At 75.3% G+C, this 20,479-nt stretch carries 21 protein-coding genes; 13 read left to right on the top strand and 8 right to left on the bottom strand.

From position 1 onward, the window contains the following. Nucleotides 1-74: 74 nt before the first annotated feature. The 8 genes from ACZ3J7_RS00905 to ACZ3J7_RS00940 all read left to right on the top strand — a co-directional run bounded on the left by ACZ3J7_RS00905 (nt 75) and on the right by ACZ3J7_RS00940 (nt 8,508). On the top strand, nt 75-1,379 hold the full coding sequence (locus ACZ3J7_RS00905) for a phosphoribosyltransferase family protein (RefSeq protein WP_465615441.1): 1,305 nt from the start codon (nt 75-77) through the stop codon (nt 1,377-1,379). A 133-nt stretch (nt 1,380-1,512) separates the two neighbouring features. After that, nucleotides 1,513-2,724: a 4-hydroxyphenylpyruvate dioxygenase gene (hppD, locus tag ACZ3J7_RS00910; protein ID WP_465615443.1), complete on the top strand. Its 1,212-nt coding sequence runs from the start codon at nt 1,513-1,515 to the stop codon at nt 2,722-2,724. Between the two features lie 34 nt (nt 2,725-2,758). Continuing rightward, the gene (locus ACZ3J7_RS00915; RefSeq protein ID WP_465615444.1) at nt 2,759-3,946 is read left to right on the top strand and encodes a cupin domain-containing protein; all 1,188 of its coding nucleotides are present in this window, start codon (nt 2,759-2,761) and stop codon (nt 3,944-3,946) included. Then, complete coding sequence (locus ACZ3J7_RS00920) at nt 3,925-4,737, top strand: hypothetical protein (protein ID WP_465615446.1); 813 nt, start codon at nt 3,925-3,927, stop codon at nt 4,735-4,737. The genes ACZ3J7_RS00915 and ACZ3J7_RS00920 overlap by 22 nt, the downstream gene beginning before the upstream one ends. Further along, nucleotides 4,734-5,954 (top strand): fumarylacetoacetase, encoded by a 1,221-nt coding sequence (fahA, locus tag ACZ3J7_RS00925; RefSeq protein WP_465615447.1) that lies wholly within the window; start codon nt 4,734-4,736, stop codon nt 5,952-5,954. Before ACZ3J7_RS00920 ends, fahA begins: the two co-directional genes overlap by 4 nt. A 277-nt stretch (nt 5,955-6,231) precedes the next feature. After that, on the top strand, nt 6,232-6,414 hold the full coding sequence (locus ACZ3J7_RS00930) for a hypothetical protein (protein ID WP_465615448.1): 183 nt from the start codon (nt 6,232-6,234) through the stop codon (nt 6,412-6,414). Nucleotides 6,415-6,523: 109 nt separating this feature from the next. Beyond that, nucleotides 6,524-7,612, top strand: coding sequence for an enoyl-CoA hydratase/isomerase family protein (locus ACZ3J7_RS00935; protein ID WP_465615450.1), 1,089 nt, complete (start codon nt 6,524-6,526; stop codon nt 7,610-7,612). A gap of 119 nt (nt 7,613-7,731) precedes the next feature. Next, on the top strand, nt 7,732-8,508 hold the full coding sequence (locus ACZ3J7_RS00940; protein ID WP_465615452.1) for an enoyl-CoA hydratase: 777 nt from the start codon (nt 7,732-7,734) through the stop codon (nt 8,506-8,508). A 38-nt stretch (nt 8,509-8,546) separates the two neighbouring features. Here ACZ3J7_RS00940 and ACZ3J7_RS00945 read toward each other — a convergent pair whose 3' ends face one another. The 3 genes from ACZ3J7_RS00945 to ACZ3J7_RS00955 all read right to left on the bottom strand — a co-directional run bounded on the left by ACZ3J7_RS00945 (nt 8,547) and on the right by ACZ3J7_RS00955 (nt 12,768). Next, complete coding sequence (locus ACZ3J7_RS00945) at nt 8,547-9,626, bottom strand: hypothetical protein (RefSeq protein WP_465615454.1); 1,080 nt, start codon at nt 9,624-9,626, stop codon at nt 8,547-8,549. Nucleotides 9,627-9,698: 72 nt separating this feature from the next. Then, nucleotides 9,699-10,772: a VanZ family protein gene (locus ACZ3J7_RS00950; protein ID WP_465615455.1), complete on the bottom strand. Its 1,074-nt coding sequence runs from the start codon at nt 10,770-10,772 to the stop codon at nt 9,699-9,701. Between the two features lie 130 nt (nt 10,773-10,902). Beyond that, nucleotides 10,903-12,768, bottom strand: coding sequence for an NAD-binding protein (locus ACZ3J7_RS00955; protein WP_465615456.1), 1,866 nt, complete (start codon nt 12,766-12,768; stop codon nt 10,903-10,905). A 178-nt stretch (nt 12,769-12,946) separates the two neighbouring features. Between ACZ3J7_RS00955 and ACZ3J7_RS00960 the strand changes: the two genes are divergently transcribed. Continuing rightward, complete coding sequence (locus ACZ3J7_RS00960; RefSeq protein WP_465615458.1) at nt 12,947-13,546, top strand: HdeD family acid-resistance protein; 600 nt, start codon at nt 12,947-12,949, stop codon at nt 13,544-13,546. Nucleotides 13,547-13,617: 71 nt separating this feature from the next. On the opposite strand, the gene ACZ3J7_RS00965 is transcribed toward ACZ3J7_RS00960, so the two are convergent. Continuing rightward, nucleotides 13,618-14,547, bottom strand: a complete 930-nt coding sequence (locus ACZ3J7_RS00965; protein WP_465615828.1) for an RNA polymerase sigma-70 factor — start codon at nt 14,545-14,547, stop codon at nt 13,618-13,620. A 35-nt stretch (nt 14,548-14,582) separates the two neighbouring features. Next, complete coding sequence (locus ACZ3J7_RS00970) at nt 14,583-15,056, bottom strand: carboxymuconolactone decarboxylase family protein (RefSeq protein ID WP_465615460.1); 474 nt, start codon at nt 15,054-15,056, stop codon at nt 14,583-14,585. Between the two features lie 184 nt (nt 15,057-15,240). Here ACZ3J7_RS00970 and ACZ3J7_RS00975 point away from each other — a divergent pair, with 184 nt between their 5' ends. Beyond that, a complete protein-coding gene (locus ACZ3J7_RS00975) occupies nt 15,241-15,579 on the top strand; it encodes a hypothetical protein (RefSeq protein ID WP_465615461.1) in 339 nt (112 codons plus the stop codon). Between the two features lie 34 nt (nt 15,580-15,613). Here the strand turns inward: ACZ3J7_RS00975 and ACZ3J7_RS00980 are convergent, their stop codons facing one another. Then, complete coding sequence (locus tag ACZ3J7_RS00980; protein ID WP_465615463.1) at nt 15,614-16,948, bottom strand: lipase family protein; 1,335 nt, start codon at nt 16,946-16,948, stop codon at nt 15,614-15,616. A gap of 158 nt (nt 16,949-17,106) precedes the next feature. On the opposite strand from ACZ3J7_RS00980, the gene ACZ3J7_RS00985 reads away from it, so the two are divergent. Next, a complete protein-coding gene (locus tag ACZ3J7_RS00985; protein ID WP_465615465.1) occupies nt 17,107-18,384 on the top strand; it encodes an RsbRD N-terminal domain-containing protein in 1,278 nt (425 codons plus the stop codon). A 39-nt stretch (nt 18,385-18,423) separates the two neighbouring features. Here the strand turns inward: ACZ3J7_RS00985 and ACZ3J7_RS00990 are convergent, their stop codons facing one another. Then, complete coding sequence (locus tag ACZ3J7_RS00990; protein WP_465615466.1) at nt 18,424-19,053, bottom strand: LysE family translocator; 630 nt, start codon at nt 19,051-19,053, stop codon at nt 18,424-18,426. Between the two features lie 128 nt (nt 19,054-19,181). On the opposite strand from ACZ3J7_RS00990, the gene ACZ3J7_RS00995 reads away from it, so the two are divergent. Next, nucleotides 19,182-19,652 carry an Lrp/AsnC family transcriptional regulator gene (locus tag ACZ3J7_RS00995; protein WP_465615468.1) on the top strand — a complete coding sequence of 157 codons (471 nt, stop codon included), beginning with the start codon at nt 19,182-19,184 and terminating at the stop codon, nt 19,650-19,652. A gap of 7 nt (nt 19,653-19,659) precedes the next feature. Here ACZ3J7_RS00995 and ACZ3J7_RS01000 read toward each other — a convergent pair whose 3' ends face one another. Next, nucleotides 19,660-20,043, bottom strand: a complete 384-nt coding sequence (locus tag ACZ3J7_RS01000; protein WP_465615470.1) for an antibiotic biosynthesis monooxygenase family protein — start codon at nt 20,041-20,043, stop codon at nt 19,660-19,662. A gap of 167 nt (nt 20,044-20,210) precedes the next feature. Between ACZ3J7_RS01000 and ACZ3J7_RS01005 the strand changes: the two genes are divergently transcribed. Then, the gene (locus tag ACZ3J7_RS01005; protein WP_465615472.1) at nt 20,211-20,468 is read left to right on the top strand and encodes a Prokaryotic metallothionein; all 258 of its coding nucleotides are present in this window, start codon (nt 20,211-20,213) and stop codon (nt 20,466-20,468) included. The last annotated feature ends 11 nt before the right edge of the window (nt 20,469-20,479 follow it).

The raw sequence follows: 20,479 nt of genomic DNA on the forward strand, positions 1-20,479 counted from the left end.
TAACGCTACCCACCGGTTTGTCCTTATTTTTTTCTTATCCGCGCGCGTACCGTGGAGGGTGGAGAGGTTCCGCCATGCACTTCACCGACCGGGCCGACGCGGGCCGCCGCCTCGCCGAGGTCCTGACCGCCCCCGGGGGACCGGACCTGCGCGGCGCCGTCGTGGTCGCGCTGCCGCGCGGCGGCGTCCCGGTGGCCGCCGAGGTCGCGGCCGCGCTGGACGCGGAGCTGGACGTCTGCGTGGTGCGCAAGCTGGGCGTCCCGGGGCGGTCGGAGGTCGCGATGGGCGCGGTCGGCGAGGACGGCGCCCGGGTGGTGAACCAGCGGGTGGTGGACGCGGCGGCGGTGCCGGCGGCGGCCTTCGCCGCCGTCGAGGCCCGCGAGCGGGCCGAGCTGGCCCGGCGGGCGGCCGCCTACCGGGGCGGCCGGGAGCCGGTGCCGCTGGCGGGGCGGACGGTGCTGGTGGTGGACGACGGGGTGGCGACGGGCGCGTCCGCGCGCGCGGCCTGCCGGATCGTCCGGGCCCGGGGCGCGGCCCGGGTGGTGCTGGCGGTGCCGGTCGCCCCGCCCGGCTGGGCGGAGCTGCTGGCCGACGCGGCGGACGCGTACGTCGCGGTGCGCGTCCCGGCGGGCTTCCGGGCGGTCGGCGAGTGGTACCGGGACTTCCGGCAGACCTCGGACGCCGAGGTGCTGGCCGCGCTGGAGCGCCCGGCGGCGCCGCCCACCACCCGGTACGAGGTGCCGCTGCCCGCCGGCCCGGCCGTCCTGGACGTGCCCGAAGTCCCGTCCGGGGTGGTGGTGTTCGCGCACGGCAGCGGTTCGGGCCGGGACAGTCCGCGCGGCCTCGCGGTGGCCGCCCGGCTGCACCGGGAGCGGCTGGCGACGGTCCGGTTCGACCTGCTGGCGCCCGGGGAGGCGGCGGAGCGCTGGAAGGTGTTCGACCCGGGGCTGCTCGGCGGGCGGCTGGCGGCGGCGACCCGGGCGGTGCTGCGGCACCCGGCGCTGGCGGGCCTGCCGTACGGCTGGTTCGGGGCGAGCACCGGCGCGGCGGCGGCGCTGTGGGCGGCGGCCGAGCCGGGCGCGGAGAGCCGCCCGGCGGCGATCGTCTCGCGCGGGGGCCGGCCGGACCTGGCGGCGGCCCGGCTGCCGCTGGTGACCGTCCCGACGCTGCTGATCGTGGGCGGGGCGGACGCCGAGGTGGTGGAGTGGAACCGGCGGGCCCGCGCCGAGCTGGGCGGGGAGGGCGCGCTGCGGATCGTCCCGGGCGCCGGGCACCTGTTCGAGGAGCCGGGCGCGCTGGCGGCGGTCGCCGAGCTGGCGGCCGGCTGGTTCGCCCGCCGGCTGCCCGGACGGTCGGGGGGCGAACCGGCCGGGCACTGAGCAATCCGTACAGCCGGGTCCCCCCTCGCCTGCTCACCTTGTACACATTGAGCAGCCGATATCGGACCTGTTGCCCACCCCACCGAGCAGGAGCAAGCTCTGCGCAACCGACCTCGACGTGGAGGAATGCCCCATGACCGCCGAAGCCGCCGTTGAACTGACCCCCGAGGAGCTGCAGGCCGGTCTGACCGCCGAGCAGTTGCGCACCCTGGTGGGCCTGGTCGAGTACGACGCCTCGACCGACCCGTTCCCGGTCACCGCCCAGGACGCGGTGGTCTTCGTGGTGGGCAACGCGACCCAGACGGCCCAGTTCTACCAGGCCGTGTTCGGCATGGAGCTGGTCGCCTACTCGGGCCCGGAGACCGGCCGCCGCGACCGCAAGGCGTTCGTGCTGCGCTCCGGCTCCTGCCGCTTCGTGATCAAGGGCGGCGTGTCGCCGGACAGCCCGCTGCTCGACCACCACCGCCGGCACGGCGACGGCGTGGTCGACCTGGCGATGGAGGTGCCGGACGTGGACAAGTGCGTCGCGCACGCCCGCGCCCAGGGCGCCACCATCCTGGAGGAGCCGAACGACGTCTCCGACGAGCACGGCACGGTGCGCCGCGCCGCGATCGCCGCGTACGGCGAGACCCGGCACACCCTGGTCGACCGCTCCCGCTACACCGGCCCGTACCTGCCGGGCTACGTCGCCCGCGAGTCGACCGTGGTCCGCCCCGAGGGCGCGCCGAAGCGGCTGTTCCAGGCGCTGGACCACGCGGTGGGCAACGTCGAGCTCGGCAAGATGGACGAGTGGGTGTCGTTCTACAACCGGGTGATGGGCTTCGTGAACATGGCGGAGTTCGTCGGCGACGACATCGCCACCGACTACTCGGCGCTGATGTCGAAGGTCGTGGCGAGCGGCAACCACCGGGTGAAGTTCCCGCTGAACGAGCCGGCCGTGGCGAAGAAGAAGTCGCAGATCGACGAGTACCTGGAGTTCTACACCGGCCCGGGCTGCCAGCACATGGCGCTGGCCACCAACGACATCCTGACCACGGTGGACGTGCTGCGCTCGCGCGGCGTCGAGTTCCTGTCCACCCCGGACTCGTACTACGAGGACCCGGAGCTGCGCGAGCGGATCGGCAAGGTCCGCGTCCCGATCGAGGAGCTGCAGTCGCGCGGCATCCTGGTCGACCGCGACGAGGACGGCTACCTGCTGCAGATCTTCACCAAGCCGATCGGCGACCGGCCGACCGTCTTCTACGAGTTCATCGAGCGGCATGGTTCGCTGGGCTTCGGCAAGGGCAACTTCAAGGCCCTGTTCGAGGCGATCGAGCGCGAGCAGGACCGGCGCGGCAACCTCTGACGGCGAGAGACGGACGACAGGGAGAACCAGGGCGATGGCGTACTACCGGCAGCTGGGCTCGGTGCCGCCCAAGCGGCACACCCAGCACCGCACCCCCGAAGGGGGCCTGTACTACGAGGAGTTGATGGGCGAGGAGGGCTTCTCCTCGGACTCCTCGCTGCTGTACCACCGGCACATCCCCTCGGCGGTGACGGCCGCCTCGGTCTGGGAGCTGCCGGACCAGTCCACCACCGCCAACCTCCCGCTGCTCCCCCGCCACCTGAAGCTGCACGAGCTGTTCCCCGGCGAGGAGTGGAAGTCGGCAGACGCGGTCACCGGCCGCCGGCTCGTCCTCGGCAACGCGGACGTCCGGATCTCCTACGTCGCGGCGGGCGCGCCCAGCGAGCTGTACCGCAACGGGCTCGGCGACGAGTGCGTGTACGTGGAGTCCGGAACGGCCGTGCTGGAGACGGTGTTCGGCACGCTGGCGGTCGGGCGGGGCGACTACGTGCTGATCCCGCGGGCCACCACCCACCGCTGGGTGCCGACCGGGGACGAGCCGCTGCGCGCCTACTGCATCGAGGCGAACAGCCACATCACCCCGGCCCGCCGCTACCTGTCGAAGTTCGGCCAGCTCCTGGAGCACGCGCCGTTCTGCGAACGGGACCTGCGCGGCCCCGAGGGCCCGCTGCTGGTCGACGGCGGCGAGGTGGACGTGCTGGTCAAGCACCGCGGCCCGGGCGGCGTGGTCGGCACCCGCCACACCGTCCCCCACCACCCCTTCGACGTGGTGGGGTGGGACGGCTGCCTGTACCCGTACGCGTTCAACATCGCGGACTACGAGCCGATCACCGGGCGGGTGCACCAGCCGCCGCCGGCCCACCAGGTGTTCGAGGGCAACAACTTCGTGATCTGCAACTTCGTGCCGCGCAAGGTGGACTACCACCCGCTGTCGATCCCCGTCCCGTACTACCACGCGAACGTGGACAGCGACGAGGTGATGTTCTACTGCGGCGGCGACTACGAGGCCCGCAAGGGCTCCGGCATCGGACAGGGGTCGATCTCGCTGCACCCCGGCGGCCACACCCACGGCCCGCAGCCGGGCGCGTACGAGCGCTCGATCGGCGCGGAGTTCTTCGACGAGCTGGCGGTCATGGTGGACACCTTCCGCCCGCTGGAGCTCGGCGAGGCCGCCACCGCCAGCGAGGACCCGAACTACGCGTGGACCTGGGCGAGGCGATGAACGTACCCGAGCTGTACCGGGGGCTGTTCGACGACGCGGCGGTCTTCCCGCCCGGCGACCTGCCGCTGGCCGAGGCCGTCCCCGCGCACCGGGCGCACCGCGCCGCCTGGTACGCGGAGGCGGTCGGCCCGCTGCTCGCACCCGTCGACGCCCTGGCTGAACTGCGCGCGCTGGAGCCGGAGTTCGAGGTCGGCCTGGTGGTCGGCCCGGGCCGGCTGGCCGAGGCGCTGAAGGCGGCCGACGGCCTGCGGGTCGCCACCGTCGAGTACGCGCCCGGCGAGGACGTCCGGGCGGCGGTCGCCGAGCTGGACGCGCTGCTGCCCGAGGGCGTCGGCGCGGCGGTCGAACTGCCGCGCTCGCAGCGGCCGGAGGACGGCCTGGACGCGCTGGCCGGCACCCGCTACCGCGCCAAGTACCGCACCGGCGGCCTGGCCCACGCCGCGTTCCCGTCCGTCACCGAGCTGGCCGGCTTCCTGCTGGGCTGCGCCGAGCGGGCCCTGCCGTACAAGTGCACGGCGGGGCTGCACCACGCGGTCCGGCACACCGACCCGGGCACCGGCTACGAGCACCACGGCTTCCTCAACGTGCTGCTGGCGGCCGGGGCCGCCGACCGCGCGCAGGCCGTCGAGCTGCTCGCCGAGCGGGACGGCGCCCGACTGGCCACCGCCGTCGACTCCCTGACGGAGCATCAGATCACTGCCGCCCGGGCCTCGTTCACCTCCTTCGGCACCTGTAGCATCGCCGAGCCGCTGGAAGACCTCGCCCGCCTCGGCCTCCTGGAGACCTCTTGAGCACCACCGCCACCTGGCTCGACCTGCCCGCCGACTCCCCGTTCGGCGTCCACAACCTGCCCTACGGCGTCTTCACCGCCGCCGACCGGCCCGGCCGCCGGCGACTCGGCGTCCGGATCGGCGACCTGGTGCTGGACGCCGGCGCGGCCGCCCGCGCGGTCGGCGCGCCGTCCGCGCTGCTGGACGCGGAGAACCTCAACCCGCTGATGGCCTCCGGCCGTTCGACCTGGCGGGCGGTGCGCGCCGCGCTCACCTCCTGGCTGACCGACCCGGCCCACCGGGCGGCCGTCGAGCCCTGCCTGCTGCCGCTCGCGGACGTCCGGCTGCACCTGCCGTTCGAGGTCGCCGACTACGTCGACTTCTACGCCTCCGAGCACCACGCCACCAACCTCGGCAGGATCTTCCGGCCGGGTCAGGAGCCGCTGACCCCCAACTGGAAGCACCTGCCGATCGGTTACCACGGCCGCTCCGGCACCGTCGTGGTCTCCGGCACCCCGGTGACCCGCCCGCACGGCCAGCGCAAGGCCCCCGCCGACGCCGCACCGGGCTTCGGCCCGTCCCGCCGCCTCGACATCGAGGCCGAGGTCGCCTTCGTGGTCGGCACGCCCAGCTCGATGGGCCACCCGGTCGCGCTCGCCGACTTCGCCGAGCACGTCTTCGGCGTCTGCCTGCTCAACGACTGGTCCGCGCGCGACATCCAGGCCTGGGAGTACGTCCCGCTCGGCCCGTTCCTCGGCAAGTCCTTCGCCACCTCGCTCTCCCCCTGGGTGGTGCCGCTGGACGCGCTGGAGCACGCCCGGGTCGCCCCGCCGGCCCGCGACGTCGAACCGCTGCCCTACCTGGACGACCGGGACGCCGAGCCCTGGGGCCTGGACCTCGCCCTGGAGGTGTCGCTCAACGGCCGCACGATCTCGCGCCCGCCGTTCGCCGGCATGTACTGGACCGCCGCCCAGCAGCTCGCCCACCTCACCGCGAACGGCGCCAGCCTGCGCACCGGCGACCTGTACGCCTCCGGCACCGTCTCCGGCCCCGAACCGGAGACCCGGGGCGCCCTGATCGAACTCACCTGGAACGGCGAGCACCCCCTCACGTTCCCCGACGGCACCAGCCGCACCTTCCTGGAGGACGGCGACGAGGTGTCCATCACCGCGACCGCCCCCGGGCCGGGGGGCCTGCGGGTCGGGTTCGGCGAGGTCACCGGCACGGTCGTCGGCTGACCCGCCGGGGCGGTGACCGGCCGACCTGACAGCCGACCGGTCACCGCCCCGTGCCGCGGGCGCGCCGCCCCACGCCGGACGACACCCGCCCGACGTCAACGGCGCGTCCGCAGCACGCCGCCGAACGGGTGAGGTTCCGGACCCGCGAACCCCTCCGCCACTAGAAGTTGACCCGACAGAACCGCGGCCACCCCCCGAGCCGAGCCGCCCACGCCCGGCGCCGAAGGGGACCGGCCGCACCCGTTCGCGGACAACTCTCTTCCCCGGAGGACCCCCGATGATGAAGCTGCGCACCCTGGTCTGCGGAGCCGCCCTCGCCGCCGCCAACCTGCTGATCCCCGTTCCGCAGGCCCAGGCCCTCCCGCTCACCCCCCACCCCGTGCAGCTCTGCGGCTTCGCCCCCCGCCCGCTCGCCCCGGCCGCCCCGGTCGTGCTCGCGACCCCGGTGCGCCCCTGCTGAGCGGTCCTCCCCCGAGGTCCCCGGCCGGGACCGCCGCCGCGCTCCCGTCCGCTACGGTGCCGGGGAAGGATCTTCGTACCAACCGACAGGACAGGCGGGAGCGACAGCCATGGCGACCTCGGAGGCGACCGGGCCGGACGTGCTGATCGAGCGGACCGGCCCGCTCGGCCGGATCGTGCTCAACCGGCCGCGGGCGCTCAACTCGCTCACCCGCGCCATGCTGGAGACCGTCCGCGCCGCGCTGGACGACTGGGCCGGCGACGACCGGGTCCGCACCGTCCTGCTGACCGGCGCGGGCGAACGCGGCCTGTGCGCGGGCGCCGACCTCCGGGCCGTGCACGACGACGCCAGGCTCGGCGGCGCGGGCGTGCGGGCGTTCTTCCGGGTCGAGTACCCGCTGAACGAGCTGATCTCCCGCTACCCGAAGCCGTACGTCGCGCTGATGGACGGCATCACGATGGGCGGCGGCGTCGGCCTCGCCGGGCACGCCGCCGTCCGGATCGTCACCGAGCGCTCGGCCGTCGCCATGCCGGAGACCCGGATCGGCCTCGTCCCGGACGTCGGCGGCAGCCGCCTGCTCGCCCGCGCCCCCGGCGAACTCGGCACCCACGTCGGCCTGGCCGCCGCCACCATGACCGCCGGCGACGCCCTGTACTGCGGCTTCGCCGACCACTTCGTGCCCTCCGCCGCACTGCCCGCGCTGACCGCACGGCTCGCCGGCGGCCAGGACCCGGCCGCCGCCGTGGCCGCGTCCGCCGCGCCCGCCCCGCCGTCCGAACTCGCCGGGCAGCGCGAGTGGATCGACCCCTGCTACGCCGCCGACAGCGTCGAGGAGATCGTCGAGCGGCTGCGCGCCACCGGCCTGCCCGCCGCGAAGGACGCCGTCGAGCAGCTGCTCGGCAAGTCCCCCACCATGCTGAAGGTGACCCTGGCCGCGCTGCGCCGGGCCCGGGCGCTGCCCTCGCTGGCGGCGACCCTGGAGCAGGAGTACCGGGTCTCCTGCGCCGCGCTGGCCCACCACGACCTGGTCGAGGGGATCCGCGCCCAGGTCGTCGACAAGGACCGCGACCCGCACTGGTCCCCCGCCGCCCTGGCCGGGGTATCCGCCGCCGACGTCGCCCGCTTCTTCGAACCCCCGGCCGACGGCGACCTGGATCTCGGCCCGGCCCCGGCCCCGGCCCCGGCCCCGGCCGGATGACCGCCCGGTGACCGCCTGGTGACCTTCGTCTCGCCTGTCGAGACTGGTTTCCGGGGCCCGGTTCGGAGATCGTATCCAGCGGCAGAGATTCCGCTCGGCGTGGAGAGGAAGAGACGGCGATGACCGAGTACGAGACGATCCTGGTGGACCGCAAGGACCGGGTCGGCATCATCACCCTGAACCGGCCCGAGGCGCTCAACGCGCTCAACACCCGGCTGATGAACGAGGTGGTGGCCGCCGCCAAGGCCTTCGACCGCGACCCGGAGATCGGCGCCCTGGTCATCACCGGCTCCGCGAAGGCGTTCGCGGCGGGCGCCGACATCAAGGAGATGCAGGACAACCGCTTCCCCGCCGTCTACCTGGACGACTGGCTCGGCCCCTGGGACGAGCTGGGCCGGCTGCGCAAGCCGGTCGTCGCCGCGGTCGCGGGCTACGCGCTCGGCGGCGGCTGTGAGTTGGCGATGCTCTGCGACGTCCTGATCGCCGCCGACACCGCGAAGTTCGGCCAGCCCGAGATCAAGCTGGGCGTCATCCCCGGCATCGGCGGCTCGCAGCGGCTGACCCGCGCCGTCGGCAAGGCCAAGGCGATGGACCTCTGCCTGACCGGCCGGATGATGGGCGCCGAGGAGGCCGAACGGGCCGGCCTGGTCTCCCGGATCGTCCCCGCCGAGCAGCTGCTCACCGAGGCGCTGGCGGTCGCCGAGACCGTCGCCGCGATGTCGCTGCCCGCCGCCGTGATGATGAAGGAGTCGGTCAACCGCGCCTTCGAGACCACCCTGGCCGAGGGCGTCCGGTTCGAACGCCGGCTGTTCCACGCCGCGTTCGCCACCGCCGACCAGAAGGAGGGCATGGCGGCGTTCGCCGAGAAGCGCCCGGCCGCCTTCCGCAACGAGTAGGCCCGACCGGCCCGACCCGCTCGGCCCGCTCGACCCGCTCAGCCCACTCGGCCCGCTCGGCCGTCCCAGTCGGCGAGCGCCGAGGCGACCGCCTTCAGGGTCGGCTTGTACGCCAGCACCCCCGCCAGGCGCTCCAGTTCGTCCCGGGCGTCCGGCCCGCCGAGGGCGGTCAGGGCCCGGACGGCGGCGGCGGCGGTCAGCGGGGAGCGCGGGCCCAGGCCGCGGACCCGGATCAGCGCGGCCTCGGCCAGCGCGCCCAGCGCCCGGGCGCTCTCCGGACGGGCCGGGGCGAGCGCCAGCAGGGCGGCGAGTCCTTGTAGGACGCGCCAGTTGAACGGGTCGGGGTCGTACAGCGCCGGGCCGGAACGGTGGAAGGACGCCACCGCGTCCCGGCGCGGCCGCCCGGCCAGCGGGAACCAGTCGGCGGCGAACCCGGCCAGCCGGGCCGGGCCGGCCTCGTCCAGCAGCGGCCGGCCGGCCCGCAGCCACTTCGCGGTCGGCTTGGCGCCGGTGGCGGTCAGCGCGTGGCCGAGCAGCGCCCGCCAGGCGGCGCCGTCGCGGACCTCGGACAGGTCGGCGAGCGCCCGGTCGGCCCACGGCTCACCGGGGTTGACCGGCGGCCCGTCGAACCCGGCGGTGACGGCGGCGAGTTCGGCCGGGACGGTGGCGATCAGCGCGGAGCGGCGGGCGGTCGCCAGCACCGGGACGGGCGGCGTCCGCCCGGCCTCCCGGTCGGCCTCCAGCAGGGCGGTCAGCCGCCAACCCTCCCAGACCGCCATCCGCCCGGCCGCCCCGGCCAGCAGCGGCTCCCGCCAGGGTGCCAGCTGCTGCTCCGAAAGGCCTTGCGCCAACAGCACGTTGAGCGCGGCCAGCCCCCGGCACTCGGGCGGGGCGTGCACCGCCGCCTCCTCCAGCCCCTCGCTCAGCCGGACCAGCAGCCGGACCCGGCGCTCCACCGGCAGGCCCCGCAGCAGCCGGAGCAGGCCGCCGCCGTCCGCCGTCCAGTCGCCGCGGCAGGAGACGTTCTCCCCGTACAGCCTGCGGGCCAGCCCGCCGACGTCCTCGGCGGCGGCGAGCTGCCGGACGACGGCCAGCCGGTCGGTGGGTTGCTGCGGCACTGCGTACGCTCCGGTGTCGTTCCTCGGCACGGTCACCGGCACCCTACGTCCCGGCGCCGACACGCCGGCCGGTCAGTTGCCCGCGAACCAGAGCACGGTGCCGTCGTCGCCGACGTCCACCGTCGCCGGGACCCCGCCGGCCGTGTAGACGAACCGGTAGCGGCCGTTCCTCCCGTCCAGCGGGGAGACCTGCGGCTCGGTTCCCGCGCCGCGGCCGACCAGCCACCGCGCGGCGAACCGGTCGGCGGCGGCCCGGGCGTCCGCCGGGCCGATCGGCACCACGCCCGGTCCGGGGTCCGCCCCGGCCCGGCCGGAGTGGTAGGCGACCAGCTCGCCGGACGGCCACCGCACGTCGAAGGAGTCGGCCCTGCCCGTGACCGCCAGCACGTCGGGGTAGCCCTCGGTGGCGAGCCGCTGCACCTTGATCACCTCGGCGCCCGGCGGGAACAGCGCCCCGGCCTCGCGCAGGGCGAACTCGCGCTGCTCGGCGGTCGGTTCGAGCGCCCCCGTCATCGTGGTCGGGGTGAACACGAAGGCCTGCAGCAGCAGGACCGGCACGGCGATCCCCGCCGCCAGCGCCCCGCCGAGCTTCCACTCCCGCCGGTCCGGCCCGAGCCCCCGGACCGCTCCGCCCGCCCCGGCTGCTCCGGCCGCCCCGGCCCGCCGCCGCAGGGCCAGCCGGACCGCGCAGCCGGCCAGCACGCCGGCCAGGCCGCCGACCGTGTTGGCCGCGAAGTCGCTGGAGTCGCAGGCCCGGCCGACCCAGGAGAGCAGGCCCTGCCCGGTCTCGGTGAGCGCGCTCAGCCCGACCGTGCCGACCGCCGCCAGCAGCGGGCGACCGAGCGCCAGCACCGCGAACAGGCCGATCGGGACGAACATCAGCACGTTCATCCGCCCCTGCACGGTGTCGAACACGAAGGCCGGGTCGGAGCCGACCGCGCACACGGTCCCCGTGCCGCCGCCCGGCCCGGTCGGGTAGAAGGTGGCGGTGAGTTCCGCCGCCAGCGCGACGCCGAGCAGCGCGGTGGACGCCCGGGGCCGCCCGTACCGGTGGGCCGCCCACCCGGCGGCCGCGCCGAGCAGGAGGGCGAGGACGGCGAAGGCCGGGATCATCCCCGGGCTTCCGTGCAGGATGGCGCTGATCATCGTGGCTCCGTCGGGGAGTTCTACCGGCAGCTTTCCCACCGCTCGGTGAACCAGCCGCCCTCACCCGCCACTTGACGCCACGTCAGCAGACGCTCCGCCACCGAACGATCCGTTCCGCCGGATCCTGCCGTCATTGGATGACGCGCGCAAGTCCGGACCGGGTGGCGGCGATCACGATCCGGTCGCCGGGGGCGAGCCGCCGGGAGCGGTCGGCGAAGTTCCACTGGTAGTCGTGGCCCCGGCGCTGCAACCGGACCGCCAGGATCCGGACGCCGCCGGGGCGTTCCAGGTCGCCGACGTTCTGCCCGTCCAGCACCGTGCCCTCCTCGACGGCGAGTTCGGCGACCAGCAGGACGTGCCGGAACACCGAGAGGGTGCCGAGGACTTCGCGTCCCATCAGGGCGGCGGCGAAGGCGGGCGCGGCCAGGTAGGAGAGCGAGCGGGACGCCACGTTGCCGAGCGTGGCGTACACGTGGTGGGCGAAGTCGTCGTCGAACAGCCGCACCACGATCCGGACTTCGGGCCGCACCGCGCGGGCCTCCAGCGCGGCCTCCAGGTTGGCGGCGTCGTCCGAGGTGACCGCGACCACGGCCCGGGCGTGCTTGACCCGGGCCTGCCGGAGCTGGGCCTCCAGCGGGCCCTCGCCGATCAGCACCGGGATGCCGAGGGCGCGGGCGGCGGCGATGCCGCGGGCCTGCGGGTCGCGTTCCAGGCAGACCACCGGCAGCCCGGTGGCGTGCACCAGGGTGGCGACCCGGGTGCCGACGTTGCCCAGGCCGACCACGATGACGTGGTCGCGGGTCCGGGCGCCGGGCGGGCGGGGCAGGCCGCGGCGGCCGCTGGCCAGCGCCTCCACCACGATCGCGGTGGCGACCGGGACGAAGGTGATGCCGCAGAAGGTGATCAGCACCTGCGCGGCCCGGGCCCAGGAGTCGCCCAGCACCTGCTGGCCCGGCACGTCGGGCTGGACGGCGCCGGCCGCGTCCAGCAGCGTGAAGTACAGCGTCCAGCCGAAGCCGTGCGAGCCGGTGCTGTGCCGGGCCAGCACCAGGCCGCCGAGCAGGATCGCGGCGAACGCGGTGATCAGGATCATCCGCAGCCGGGTGTTGGTGAAGTGCTTGAGGCTGTCCAGCAGCCACCACTTGACCCGCTTGCGCAGGGGCTGGCGCAGCGGCGGCTCGGTGTCCAGGGTCTGCAGCGCGGCCAGCCCGCCGGGCTCCCGGAGCGGCCCCGGGTCCGGCCGGCCGAGCGGTCCGGAACGGCCTCCGGGGCCGAACCCCTCGCCGCCGCCCAGCAGTTCGGCGATCCGGATGAAGTCGGCGGCCCGGCCGCCGGTCTCCGGAAGCAGCCGGAGCCGGGTCAGGTCCTGCCGGTCGATCCGGTCGGCGACCAGGCAGATCTGGTTCGGCCGGATCTCCCCGTCGTACGCGACGTACAGCTGCCGGCCGCCGACCTCGACGGTGTGCGGGCGGCCGAGCGCGCCGTTGGCGAACGCGGGCGCGGCGGTGGCCGAACCGGAGAGCGCGGCGCAGTTCGGGAGCAGCTTCTCGATGTGCTCGCCGAGCCGCTGGTTGAAGATCCGCAGCACGATCCGGACGCCGGGGTTGCGGTTCTCGGCGGCGAGCGCGGCGTGGATGTTCTCCTGGTCGGTGCCGTCCATCAGCGCGATCCCGCGGGCGTGCTCGACGTCCGCCGCCGCCAGCGCCTCACCGGTGACCGTCGAGTACTCCAGGACGGCGCCGACCCCGGGTATCTGGGCGATCGCCGGCCCGTGCTCGCGCGACCGGTCGGGGACGACGGCGACCACCGGCACCTCGTACTGCTCGGTGAGCTCCAGGATCAGCCGGTGCGCGAGCGAGTCGCCGCCGCAGACGATGTAGTGCCCCCCGCCCCCGCCCGCACCACCGCCACCCGCTTCCGGCCCGGCTTCCGCCACCGCTTCCGGCTCGACGACGTCCGTCCCGTCCTCCGGGCTCCCCCGCCCCTGGTCCGTCATAGCGTCAGATGGTAGACCGCCCGCCGGGGCCGGTGGGTGAACGGACGGTAGCGGATCCGGGTGCGAACCGGGCGGCCCGGTTCGTCCGTCCGGCGGATCCCGCCGCGCCCCGGGGGTGGTGGGGCACGGAGGCTGGAGGCGTGACGTGTCCGTTCCGCCCAGTCCCCTCGGAGGAGCCATGAGTGCCCCGTACCGGATCGATTCGCGCGACGACCTGCCCGGGCCGTTCCAGCAGCTGGCCCGGATCGCCTGGCAGGCGGTGCTGGCGGGCGGGCTGGTCTCGCTGGCGCTGGGGGTGGTCGTGCTGGTGTGGCCGAAGCAGACGCTGTGGGTGGTCGGCGTGCTGTTCGGCCTGTACCTGCTGGTGATCGGCGTGGTGCAGCTGGTCGGGGCGTTCGGCACGCACGCGTCGACGGCGCTGCGGGTGCTGGCGTTCGTCAGTGGTGCGCTCTGCGTGCTGCTGGGGTTGCTGTGCTTCCGGTCGGCCGCGCAGTCGGTGCTGCTGCTGGCGCTGTGGATCGGCATCGGCTGGCTGTTCCGCGGCATCACGCAGCTGGCGGCGGTGGCCTCGGACCCGATGATGCCGGCCCGCGGTTGGCAGGGTTTCGCGGGCGGCCTGAGCGTGCTCGCGGGCATCGTGCTGATGGTGTGGCCCGCGCACTCGATCACCGCGCTGGCGATCCTGGCGGCCTGCGGCCTGCTGGTGATCGGTGTCACCGAGATCGTCGCGGCGCTGCGGATCCGCGGCGGCGCCAAGCGGTACCCGCGCGACCTCTGACGCCCGTCCCCGGCTCCCGGGGGACCGGAGGGGCCCGTCCGGCCGTCGGACGGGCCCCTCCGCGCGTGCGGCTACCGGGCGCGCTCCCGCCGCCGGGCCTCCCGCACCTCCCGGTCGACGGCCCAGGCGTCGGCGACCGGGCCGAGGTGGCGGAGCTTGTCGGGGTTGAGGACCGAGCGGACGGTCTGGATCCGCCCGTCGAGCACGTCCAGGGCGAGGGTGTGCAGGACCCGGCCGTCGCGGTCGCGGAACAGCGCGCCGGGCTGCCCGTTGACCTGCCGGGGTTCGCAGCTGACGCCGGTGCGGAGCATCAGCGGGAGGACGGCGGCGAGCAGCCGGGCCACGTTCTCGGCCCCGGCGACGGCCCGGGCCAGCTGCGGGGTCCTGCCGCCGCCGTCCCCGACCAGCTGGACGTCGGCGGCGAGCAGGCCGCGCAGCCCGTCGACGTCGCCCCGGGTGAGCGCCGCGAAGAAGCGTTCGGCGAGTTCCCGGCGCTCCCGGCGGTCGGCCTCGTACCGGGGGCGGCCCGCGTCCATGTGGCGGCGGGCCCGGACGAGCAGTTGCCGGCAGGCGGCCTCCGAGCGCCCGACGGCGGCGGCGACCTCGTCGAAGCCGAACGCGAAGACCTCCCGCAGCACGAACACCGACCGCTCCAGCGGGCTGAGCCGCTCCAGCAGCAGCAGCGCCGCCGTCGACACCGAGTCGGCGAGCTCGGCGGCGCGGGCCGGGTCCTGGTACGGGTCGTCGAGCAGCGGCTCAGGCAGCCAGGGCCCGACGTAGGCCTCGCGCCGGACCCGGGCGGAGCGCAGCACGTCGATGGCGATCCGGGTGACGGTGGTCGACAGGTAGGCCCTGGCCGAGTCCGGCCGGACGGGCGAGGCGGCGTAGCGCAGCCAGCTCTCCTGCACCGCGTCCTCGGCCTCGGTCACGCTGCCCAGGATGCGGTAGGCGATCGAGAACAGCAGCGGTCGCAGCTCCTCGAACTCCTCGGCCCGGCGCACGTCCACGGCGTCCGCTCCCCTCCCCGTCCCGGCGTTCAGTGGAACGCGCCCGCCACGTGGTCGCCGGCGGGCTGCCGGGCGATGGCGTTCAGCCGGTTCGCCAGGTTCATGAACGAGACGAGCATGACGAGGGCGGCGAGCTGCTCCCGGTCGTGGTGCCGGGCGGCGGCCTCCCACACCCGGTCGTCGACGCCGGTGGCGCCGTCCGCGATCCGGGTGCCGTGCTCGGCGAGTTCGAGCGCGGCGCGTTCGGCCTCGGTGAAGACGGTGGCCTCGCGCCAGGCGGCGACCAGGTGCAGCCGGACCTGGCTCTCGCCGGCCGCGGCGGCGTCCTTGGTGTGCATGTCGATGCAGGCCGCGCAGCCGTTGATCTGGCTGACCCGCAGGGCGACCAGTTCCCGGGTGGCCGCGGGCAGCGGCAGGGCCTTCAGTTCGCGGCCCGCCGCCATGACGTGCTTGAGGACCCTGCCCGCGGCCGGGTCGGCGAGGTAGTTCAGTCGCGCGTCCATGGTGTGTTCCTCCGTGCTCGGTCGCTGCCTCCACCCCTCAGGACGAGACAGCCCCCGGGCCTGTGACACCGTCCGGTGTGACGCACGTCTCCCCGCCGGGCGGGCCTCCCGTGTCACGGATTCCGGTCCCCGTCCGCTCTTGTCCCCGACACGTGTCCCCCTGTTCTGGAGAGAGATCACTGGCATGGAGATCCTGCGGTACGTCCTCCTCGTCTTCCACCTGTTCGGCTTCGCCGCGATCCTGGGCGGGATCTTCTACCAGCTGCGCGGGAAGGACCCGGTGACCGGCGGCTACGTGGTGACCAGCGCGGTCGTGCAGCTGGTCACCGGCGCCGGGCTGATCGCGGTCCGGCACGCCCTGGACCTGCCGGTGTCGGACCCGAAGATGGGCGTGAAGCTGGCCCTGGACGTCCTGGTGGCGGCGGTGGCCCTGGTCGGCGTGCGCAACCGGAAGGCCTGGCCGTTCTTCGCGGTGGCCTCGCTGACGGCGGCCGAGGTGGTCGTCGCCGTCGCCTGGACGTGACGGCCCGGCGGGCGGGCCGTCACGTCCGGGCGGCTCACCCGGCGAGCGGGGCGGGCCGCTCGGGGGCGAGCGAGTTGCCGGCCGGGATCCGGCCGCAGTCGGACGGGGCGGCCTTCCCGGCGAAGCGGTCGTTCAGGTAGAGCACGGCGGTGGGCGCCCACGGGACGGCCGCGCCGAGGTGGCTGAGCAGGTCGTACTGCTGGTACTTGACGCTGCCGTTGCCGGTGGCGCAGTACTGCCGGGCCAGCGCGCGGACGTCCCCGGCGACCATGACGCCGTCGCCGGTGCCGATGCCGGGGACGTTGCTGAACGTGCCCTCCAGGACCCCGCCGTCGCCCTGCGCGATGTAGCCGGGGACGGTGGGGGTGGGGGCCGAGCCGAGGTTGACCTTGTTGACGGCGGCCAGGTACTCGGGGATCGAGTTCGGGTCGGCGTAGGCGGGCTTGGCGAGCTTCTGCCAGGTCAGGCCGGGGTACTGGCCGAGCGCGTTGACGATCGAGGCGTCCTTGGTCTTGGCGAACACCTGCTTGCCGTAGTCGCTCAGGTACGGCTCCAGGTCGAAGCCGTAGGCGCGGGCCACGCCGGTGATCGCCATCGGGATGACGCCGGGCCACACCACGCCCCCGGCCACGTACTTGAGGTTGTGCGCGGGGGCGACCAGCAGGCCGCCCTCGGCGAAGCCGACCAGCCGCCGGTTGACGTCGGGGGCGTAGGAGGGGGCGAGCGCGGCGGCCCAGTTGGTGGCGATCGCGCCGCCGGAGTAGCCGATCATGCCGAACCGGGTGCCCGCGCCCATCCCGGTCGCGGGCGAGGCGGAGGCGGCCCGGATCGAGTCGAGCGTGGTGGTGCCGTACTCGGGCCCGGCGGCGAAGTCGGCACTCTGCCCCTCGGTGTCGGGGATCACCACGTCGTAGCCCTGCAGCACGAACGGGACGACGAACAGCGACTCCGCGTTGGCGATCGCCCCGCCCAGGCTGACGTCCCCGGCGACCGCCCGGGACGGCCCGTCGGCCGGGTTCAGCGAGTCGTAGAACGACTGGTACGAGACGGCCCGGCTGCCGTCGCTGCCCAGCCCGCGCACCACCGTGGTGACGCCCGCGCTGGGCCGCCCCTGCGCGTCGGTGGTGCGGAAGAGCAGCTGGACGGCGCGCACGGGGGTCGGCAGGCCGAGCAGGTGGTACGAGAGGGTGCGGGTCTTCAGGACGGTGCCGGGCGCGTACGAGGACAGCGGGGCGGCGCCGTCGTACGCGTAGAACGGGTCGGTGGCGGTGGTCGCCGCGGTGGCGGTGCCGGCGGTGACCGCGGGGGCGGCGGTGGCGACCGCCGCGGCGGCGAGGGCGGTGGCGATCAGCCGGGCGGCTCGGTTCATGGCGGGTCCCGTCTCTGGGTGGGGGTGGGGTGCGCGACCTGAACAACGGTGGGGGATCGCAGGAGTTACCTACGGGTAGGTAACCTCCGGGGAACCATCATGAACGCGTCGCCCGGCCCCGTCGCCGGGCCGCCGCCCAGAGATTCGCGAGGTGACTTGTGACCGCACCCAACGCCGGGCCCCCCGAGCCCCTTGCGGAACTCCCCTCCGACGGGCCCCGGTTCGGCGGCCGCCCGGTCCACCTTCGGCTGCTCGCGCTGGCCCCCGCGCTCGCCGGCGAGGTCATGCTCCGGCTGCTGGACCGGCTCCCGGCCTACCACGCGCTGCCGCCCGAGCAGTTGCGCGGCGAGATCACCCGCCAGGTCGAGCGCGGCATCCGGGCGTTCGTCGAGGTGATGCGCACCGGCGAGCTGCCGGGCGAGGCCGAACTGGCCCGGATCCGCGAGTCCTCGGCCCGCCGCGCCGACGAGGGCGTGCCGCTGGAGTCGGTGGTCGGCGCGTACCACCTGGGCGCCCAGCTGTGCGCGGCCCGGGTGCTGGCCGAGGCCGCCCCCGCCGACCTGCCCGACGTCGCCACCGCGCAGGACCGGCTGCTCGGCTACCTGCGGGTGGTCAGCTGCGCGGTCGCCGCCGGGTACGTGCAGGAGCGGCAGGCCGCGCTCGGCGACGAGCAGGTCTCCCGCCAGGCCCTGCTCTCCCGGCTGCTGGAGGGCGGCGACCCGCGCGCCGCCGCCGACCGGGCCGGCATCCGGCTGCCCGCCCGCTACCTGGTGCTCTCCCTGGCGATCGGCCCGCACCCGGACGAGGCCCGCCCCGGCGTCAACCGGTCGGTCGTCGCCCGCCGCAAACTCCGGCGCCTGCGCACCGAGTTGGAGCGTCGCACGGACGGCGTCCCGCTGGCCGCGCTGACCGCCGACGGCGGGCCGGTGCTGCTCCCCGACGACTCCCCCGCCCCCTCCCCGGCCCCGGACCGCGCCGCGCTGGCCGCCCTGCTGGAGCGCCTCGCCCGCGCCTGCGGCGCCGAACTGACCGCCGGTGCCGCGACGGCCGCCCCGGCGGAGGTCGCCGACGCCGCGCGGCTGGCCGCCGACGTGCGCCGGGTCGCCGAGGCCACCGGCCGCGGTCCCGGCCCGCACCTGCTCGCCGACGTCCTGGTCGAGTACCAGCTCAGCCGCCCCGGCCCGGCCCGCGACGCGCTCGCCGCGCTGCTCGCCCCGCTCGCCCCGCGCCCCGAACTCCTGGCCACCCTGCGGTCGTTCCTCGCCCACGACCTCGACCGCCGCCGGACCGCCGCGCACCTCCAGGTCCACCCCAACACCGTCGACTACCGCCTCCGGCGCACCGCCGCCCTCACCGGACTCGACGCCGTCCGCGGCCCCGACCTGCTCACCCTGCGCGCCGCGCTGGCCGCCCGCGACACGGCCACGCCGCACTGAACGGCCAGGAGCCCGGGCCCAGGCCCCGGCCCGGGACGCTCAGGCCGCCGCGGTGACGCCCGCGACCGCGAGCAGCAGGACCGCCGAGACGGCGGAGAGGCGGCGGGACGCGGTGGGGGTGGCGCCGAGGCGGGTGCCGAGGCGGGCCGCGCCGAGGGCGACCGCCGAGTAGACGGCGGCGCAGCACAGGACGTTGACGGCACCGAGGGCGGCGACCTGGCCGCCGACCGGGAGGGTGCCGTCCGGGGTGACGAACTGCGGGACGAGCGAGAGGTAGAGCAGCAGGCCCTTCGGGTTGAGCAGGGCGGTGAGCAGGGACTGCCGCAGGACCGTCCGGGCGGGCTGCGGACCGGCGGCGGCGACCGGGTCGGCGGGGGCGCCGCGGCGGAGCGCGAGGAGCATGCCGGCGGCGAGGAGGGCCAGGTAGCCGGCGCCGGCCAGGCGCAGCGCGGGCAGCAGGGCGGGGACGGCGCGCAGCGCGGCGGCCAGGCCGGCGGCGGAGAGCAGGGTGTGCACGGCGTAGCCCGCGCAGACGCCGGCGACGGCGGTGAGCGCGGTGCGGCGGCCCTGGCCGAGGCCGCGGGCGACGATGTACAGCCAGTCGGGGCCGGGCGTGCAGACCAGCAGCACGTCGACGCCGAGGAAGAGCAGCAGGGCGTGCGGGTCCATGACACCTTCGGGGGACGGTTCGGGCGGAACGGCGGAAAATCCCGACAGCTGGACGCTAGCGGTCCACCGTTGGCAGCCGATGTCCGGTTTTCGCTGGTCAGGGCGGTGCTCTGGCAGAATGTTGCGCCATGGACCGCCTCGACCGCAGAATCCTCCACGAGCTCCAGCAGGACGGCCGGATCAGCAACGCCGACCTCGCCGACCGGGTCGGCCTGACGCCGTCGCCGTGCCTGCGCCGGGTGCGGCACCTGGAGCAGCAGGGCGTGATCCGCGGCTACCGCGCCCGGCTGGACCCGGCGGCGGTGGGCCGGGGGTTCCAGCCGTTCGTGACGGTGGTGATGCGGCACGAGGACCGGGCCACGGTGAGCGAGTTCGAGCGCCGGGTGGCCGAGCTGCCGGAGGTGGTCGAGGCGCACCGCCTGTTCGGCGACCCGGACTACCTGCTGCGGATTGCGGTGGCCGACCTGGCCGCGTACGAGCGGTTCGTCACGGACGTGCTCTCGGGGCTGCCGGGCATCGCGCAGGTGCACTCGCACCTGACGATGAAGCAGGTGAAGGCCGACGCGGGCATCCCGGTGGAGCCCCCGGCCCGCCCCTGACCCCGGATCAGCCCGAGAACACGTCCGTGACGGGCCGCTCGGCGACGGGCCGGTCGGCGACGGGCAGCTCGGCCTCGTGCTCCCGGTCCCGCCGGCTCAGCAGGTGGAAGTGCGCCACCGTCGGCGGGTGCTCCAGCTCGCGCAGTTCGCCCTCCGACCAGACCGGCCGGATCCGCCACATCGGCCCCGCGTACGCCCGCAGCGCCGCCTCGTCCCGCCAGCGGGTGATCATCTGCACCCGGTGGTCGCCGTCGGCGCAGGCCCGGAGCAGTTCGCCGCCGAGGAACCCGTCCCACCGGTCGAGGCCGGGCAGCACGGTGTCGGCGAGCCTGGCGCAGAAGGCCTCGGCCCGGTCCGGAGCGACCTGCGCCTCCCAGATTCGGATGATCATCTCGGCCTCCTCGGCTGTCACCCCGAACCCCGCTGACCATTATCGGCCGACCGCCGGGAATCCACCCGCTCCGCCCCGTCCCCTCCGTTCGGACCGCCGCCGATTGCCGCCCGCCCGTCCCGGTCCGAGACTCGGCGGTGGACCCGTACGGCGAGAGGAGCCCCGAGATGGCGATCTGCGTGGTGTGCCAGAACGACTACTGGCTGTCCTTCGAGATCAAGACGATCACCGGTGACACGTACGTCTTCGACAGCTTCGAGTGCGCGATGGAGAAGCTCGCCCCGCGCTGCGAGCAGTGCACCGTCCGCATCGTCGGCCACGGCGTCGAAGTGGCCGGCCGCTTCTTCTGCGGCGCCCACTGCGCCCGCGCCAACAGCGTCATGGGCGCCGAGATCCGCGACGCGGTGGGCAGCCACCCGTCCTGACCCGGACACGA

The organism is Kitasatospora sp. NPDC015121, assembly GCF_055562955.1.

Coding starts and splice junctions, on each gene's coding strand:
- ACZ3J7_RS00905 (WP_465615441.1), top strand. CDS start 75: ATGCACTTCACCGACCGGGCCGACGCGGGCCGCCGCCTCGCCGAGGTC.
- hppD (WP_465615443.1), top strand. CDS start 1,513: ATGACCGCCGAAGCCGCCGTTGAACTGACCCCCGAGGAGCTGCAGGCC.
- ACZ3J7_RS00915 (WP_465615444.1), top strand. CDS start 2,759: ATGGCGTACTACCGGCAGCTGGGCTCGGTGCCGCCCAAGCGGCACACC.
- ACZ3J7_RS00930 (WP_465615448.1), top strand. CDS start 6,232: ATGATGAAGCTGCGCACCCTGGTCTGCGGAGCCGCCCTCGCCGCCGCC.
- ACZ3J7_RS00935 (WP_465615450.1), top strand. CDS start 6,524: ATGGCGACCTCGGAGGCGACCGGGCCGGACGTGCTGATCGAGCGGACC.
- ACZ3J7_RS00940 (WP_465615452.1), top strand. CDS start 7,732: ATGACCGAGTACGAGACGATCCTGGTGGACCGCAAGGACCGGGTCGGC.
- ACZ3J7_RS00950 (WP_465615455.1), bottom strand. CDS start 10,772: ATGATCAGCGCCATCCTGCACGGAAGCCCGGGGATGATCCCGGCCTTC.
- ACZ3J7_RS00955 (WP_465615456.1), bottom strand. CDS start 12,768: ATGACGGACCAGGGGCGGGGGAGCCCGGAGGACGGGACGGACGTCGTC.
- ACZ3J7_RS00960 (WP_465615458.1), top strand. CDS start 12,947: ATGAGTGCCCCGTACCGGATCGATTCGCGCGACGACCTGCCCGGGCCG.
- ACZ3J7_RS00970 (WP_465615460.1), bottom strand. CDS start 15,056: ATGGACGCGCGACTGAACTACCTCGCCGACCCGGCCGCGGGCAGGGTC.
- ACZ3J7_RS00975 (WP_465615461.1), top strand. CDS start 15,241: ATGGAGATCCTGCGGTACGTCCTCCTCGTCTTCCACCTGTTCGGCTTC.
- ACZ3J7_RS00980 (WP_465615463.1), bottom strand. CDS start 16,948: ATGAACCGAGCCGCCCGGCTGATCGCCACCGCCCTCGCCGCCGCGGCG.
- ACZ3J7_RS00990 (WP_465615466.1), bottom strand. CDS start 19,053: ATGGACCCGCACGCCCTGCTGCTCTTCCTCGGCGTCGACGTGCTGCTG.
- ACZ3J7_RS00995 (WP_465615468.1), top strand. CDS start 19,182: ATGGACCGCCTCGACCGCAGAATCCTCCACGAGCTCCAGCAGGACGGC.
- ACZ3J7_RS01000 (WP_465615470.1), bottom strand. CDS start 20,043: ATGATCATCCGAATCTGGGAGGCGCAGGTCGCTCCGGACCGGGCCGAG.
- ACZ3J7_RS01005 (WP_465615472.1), top strand. CDS start 20,211: ATGGCGATCTGCGTGGTGTGCCAGAACGACTACTGGCTGTCCTTCGAG.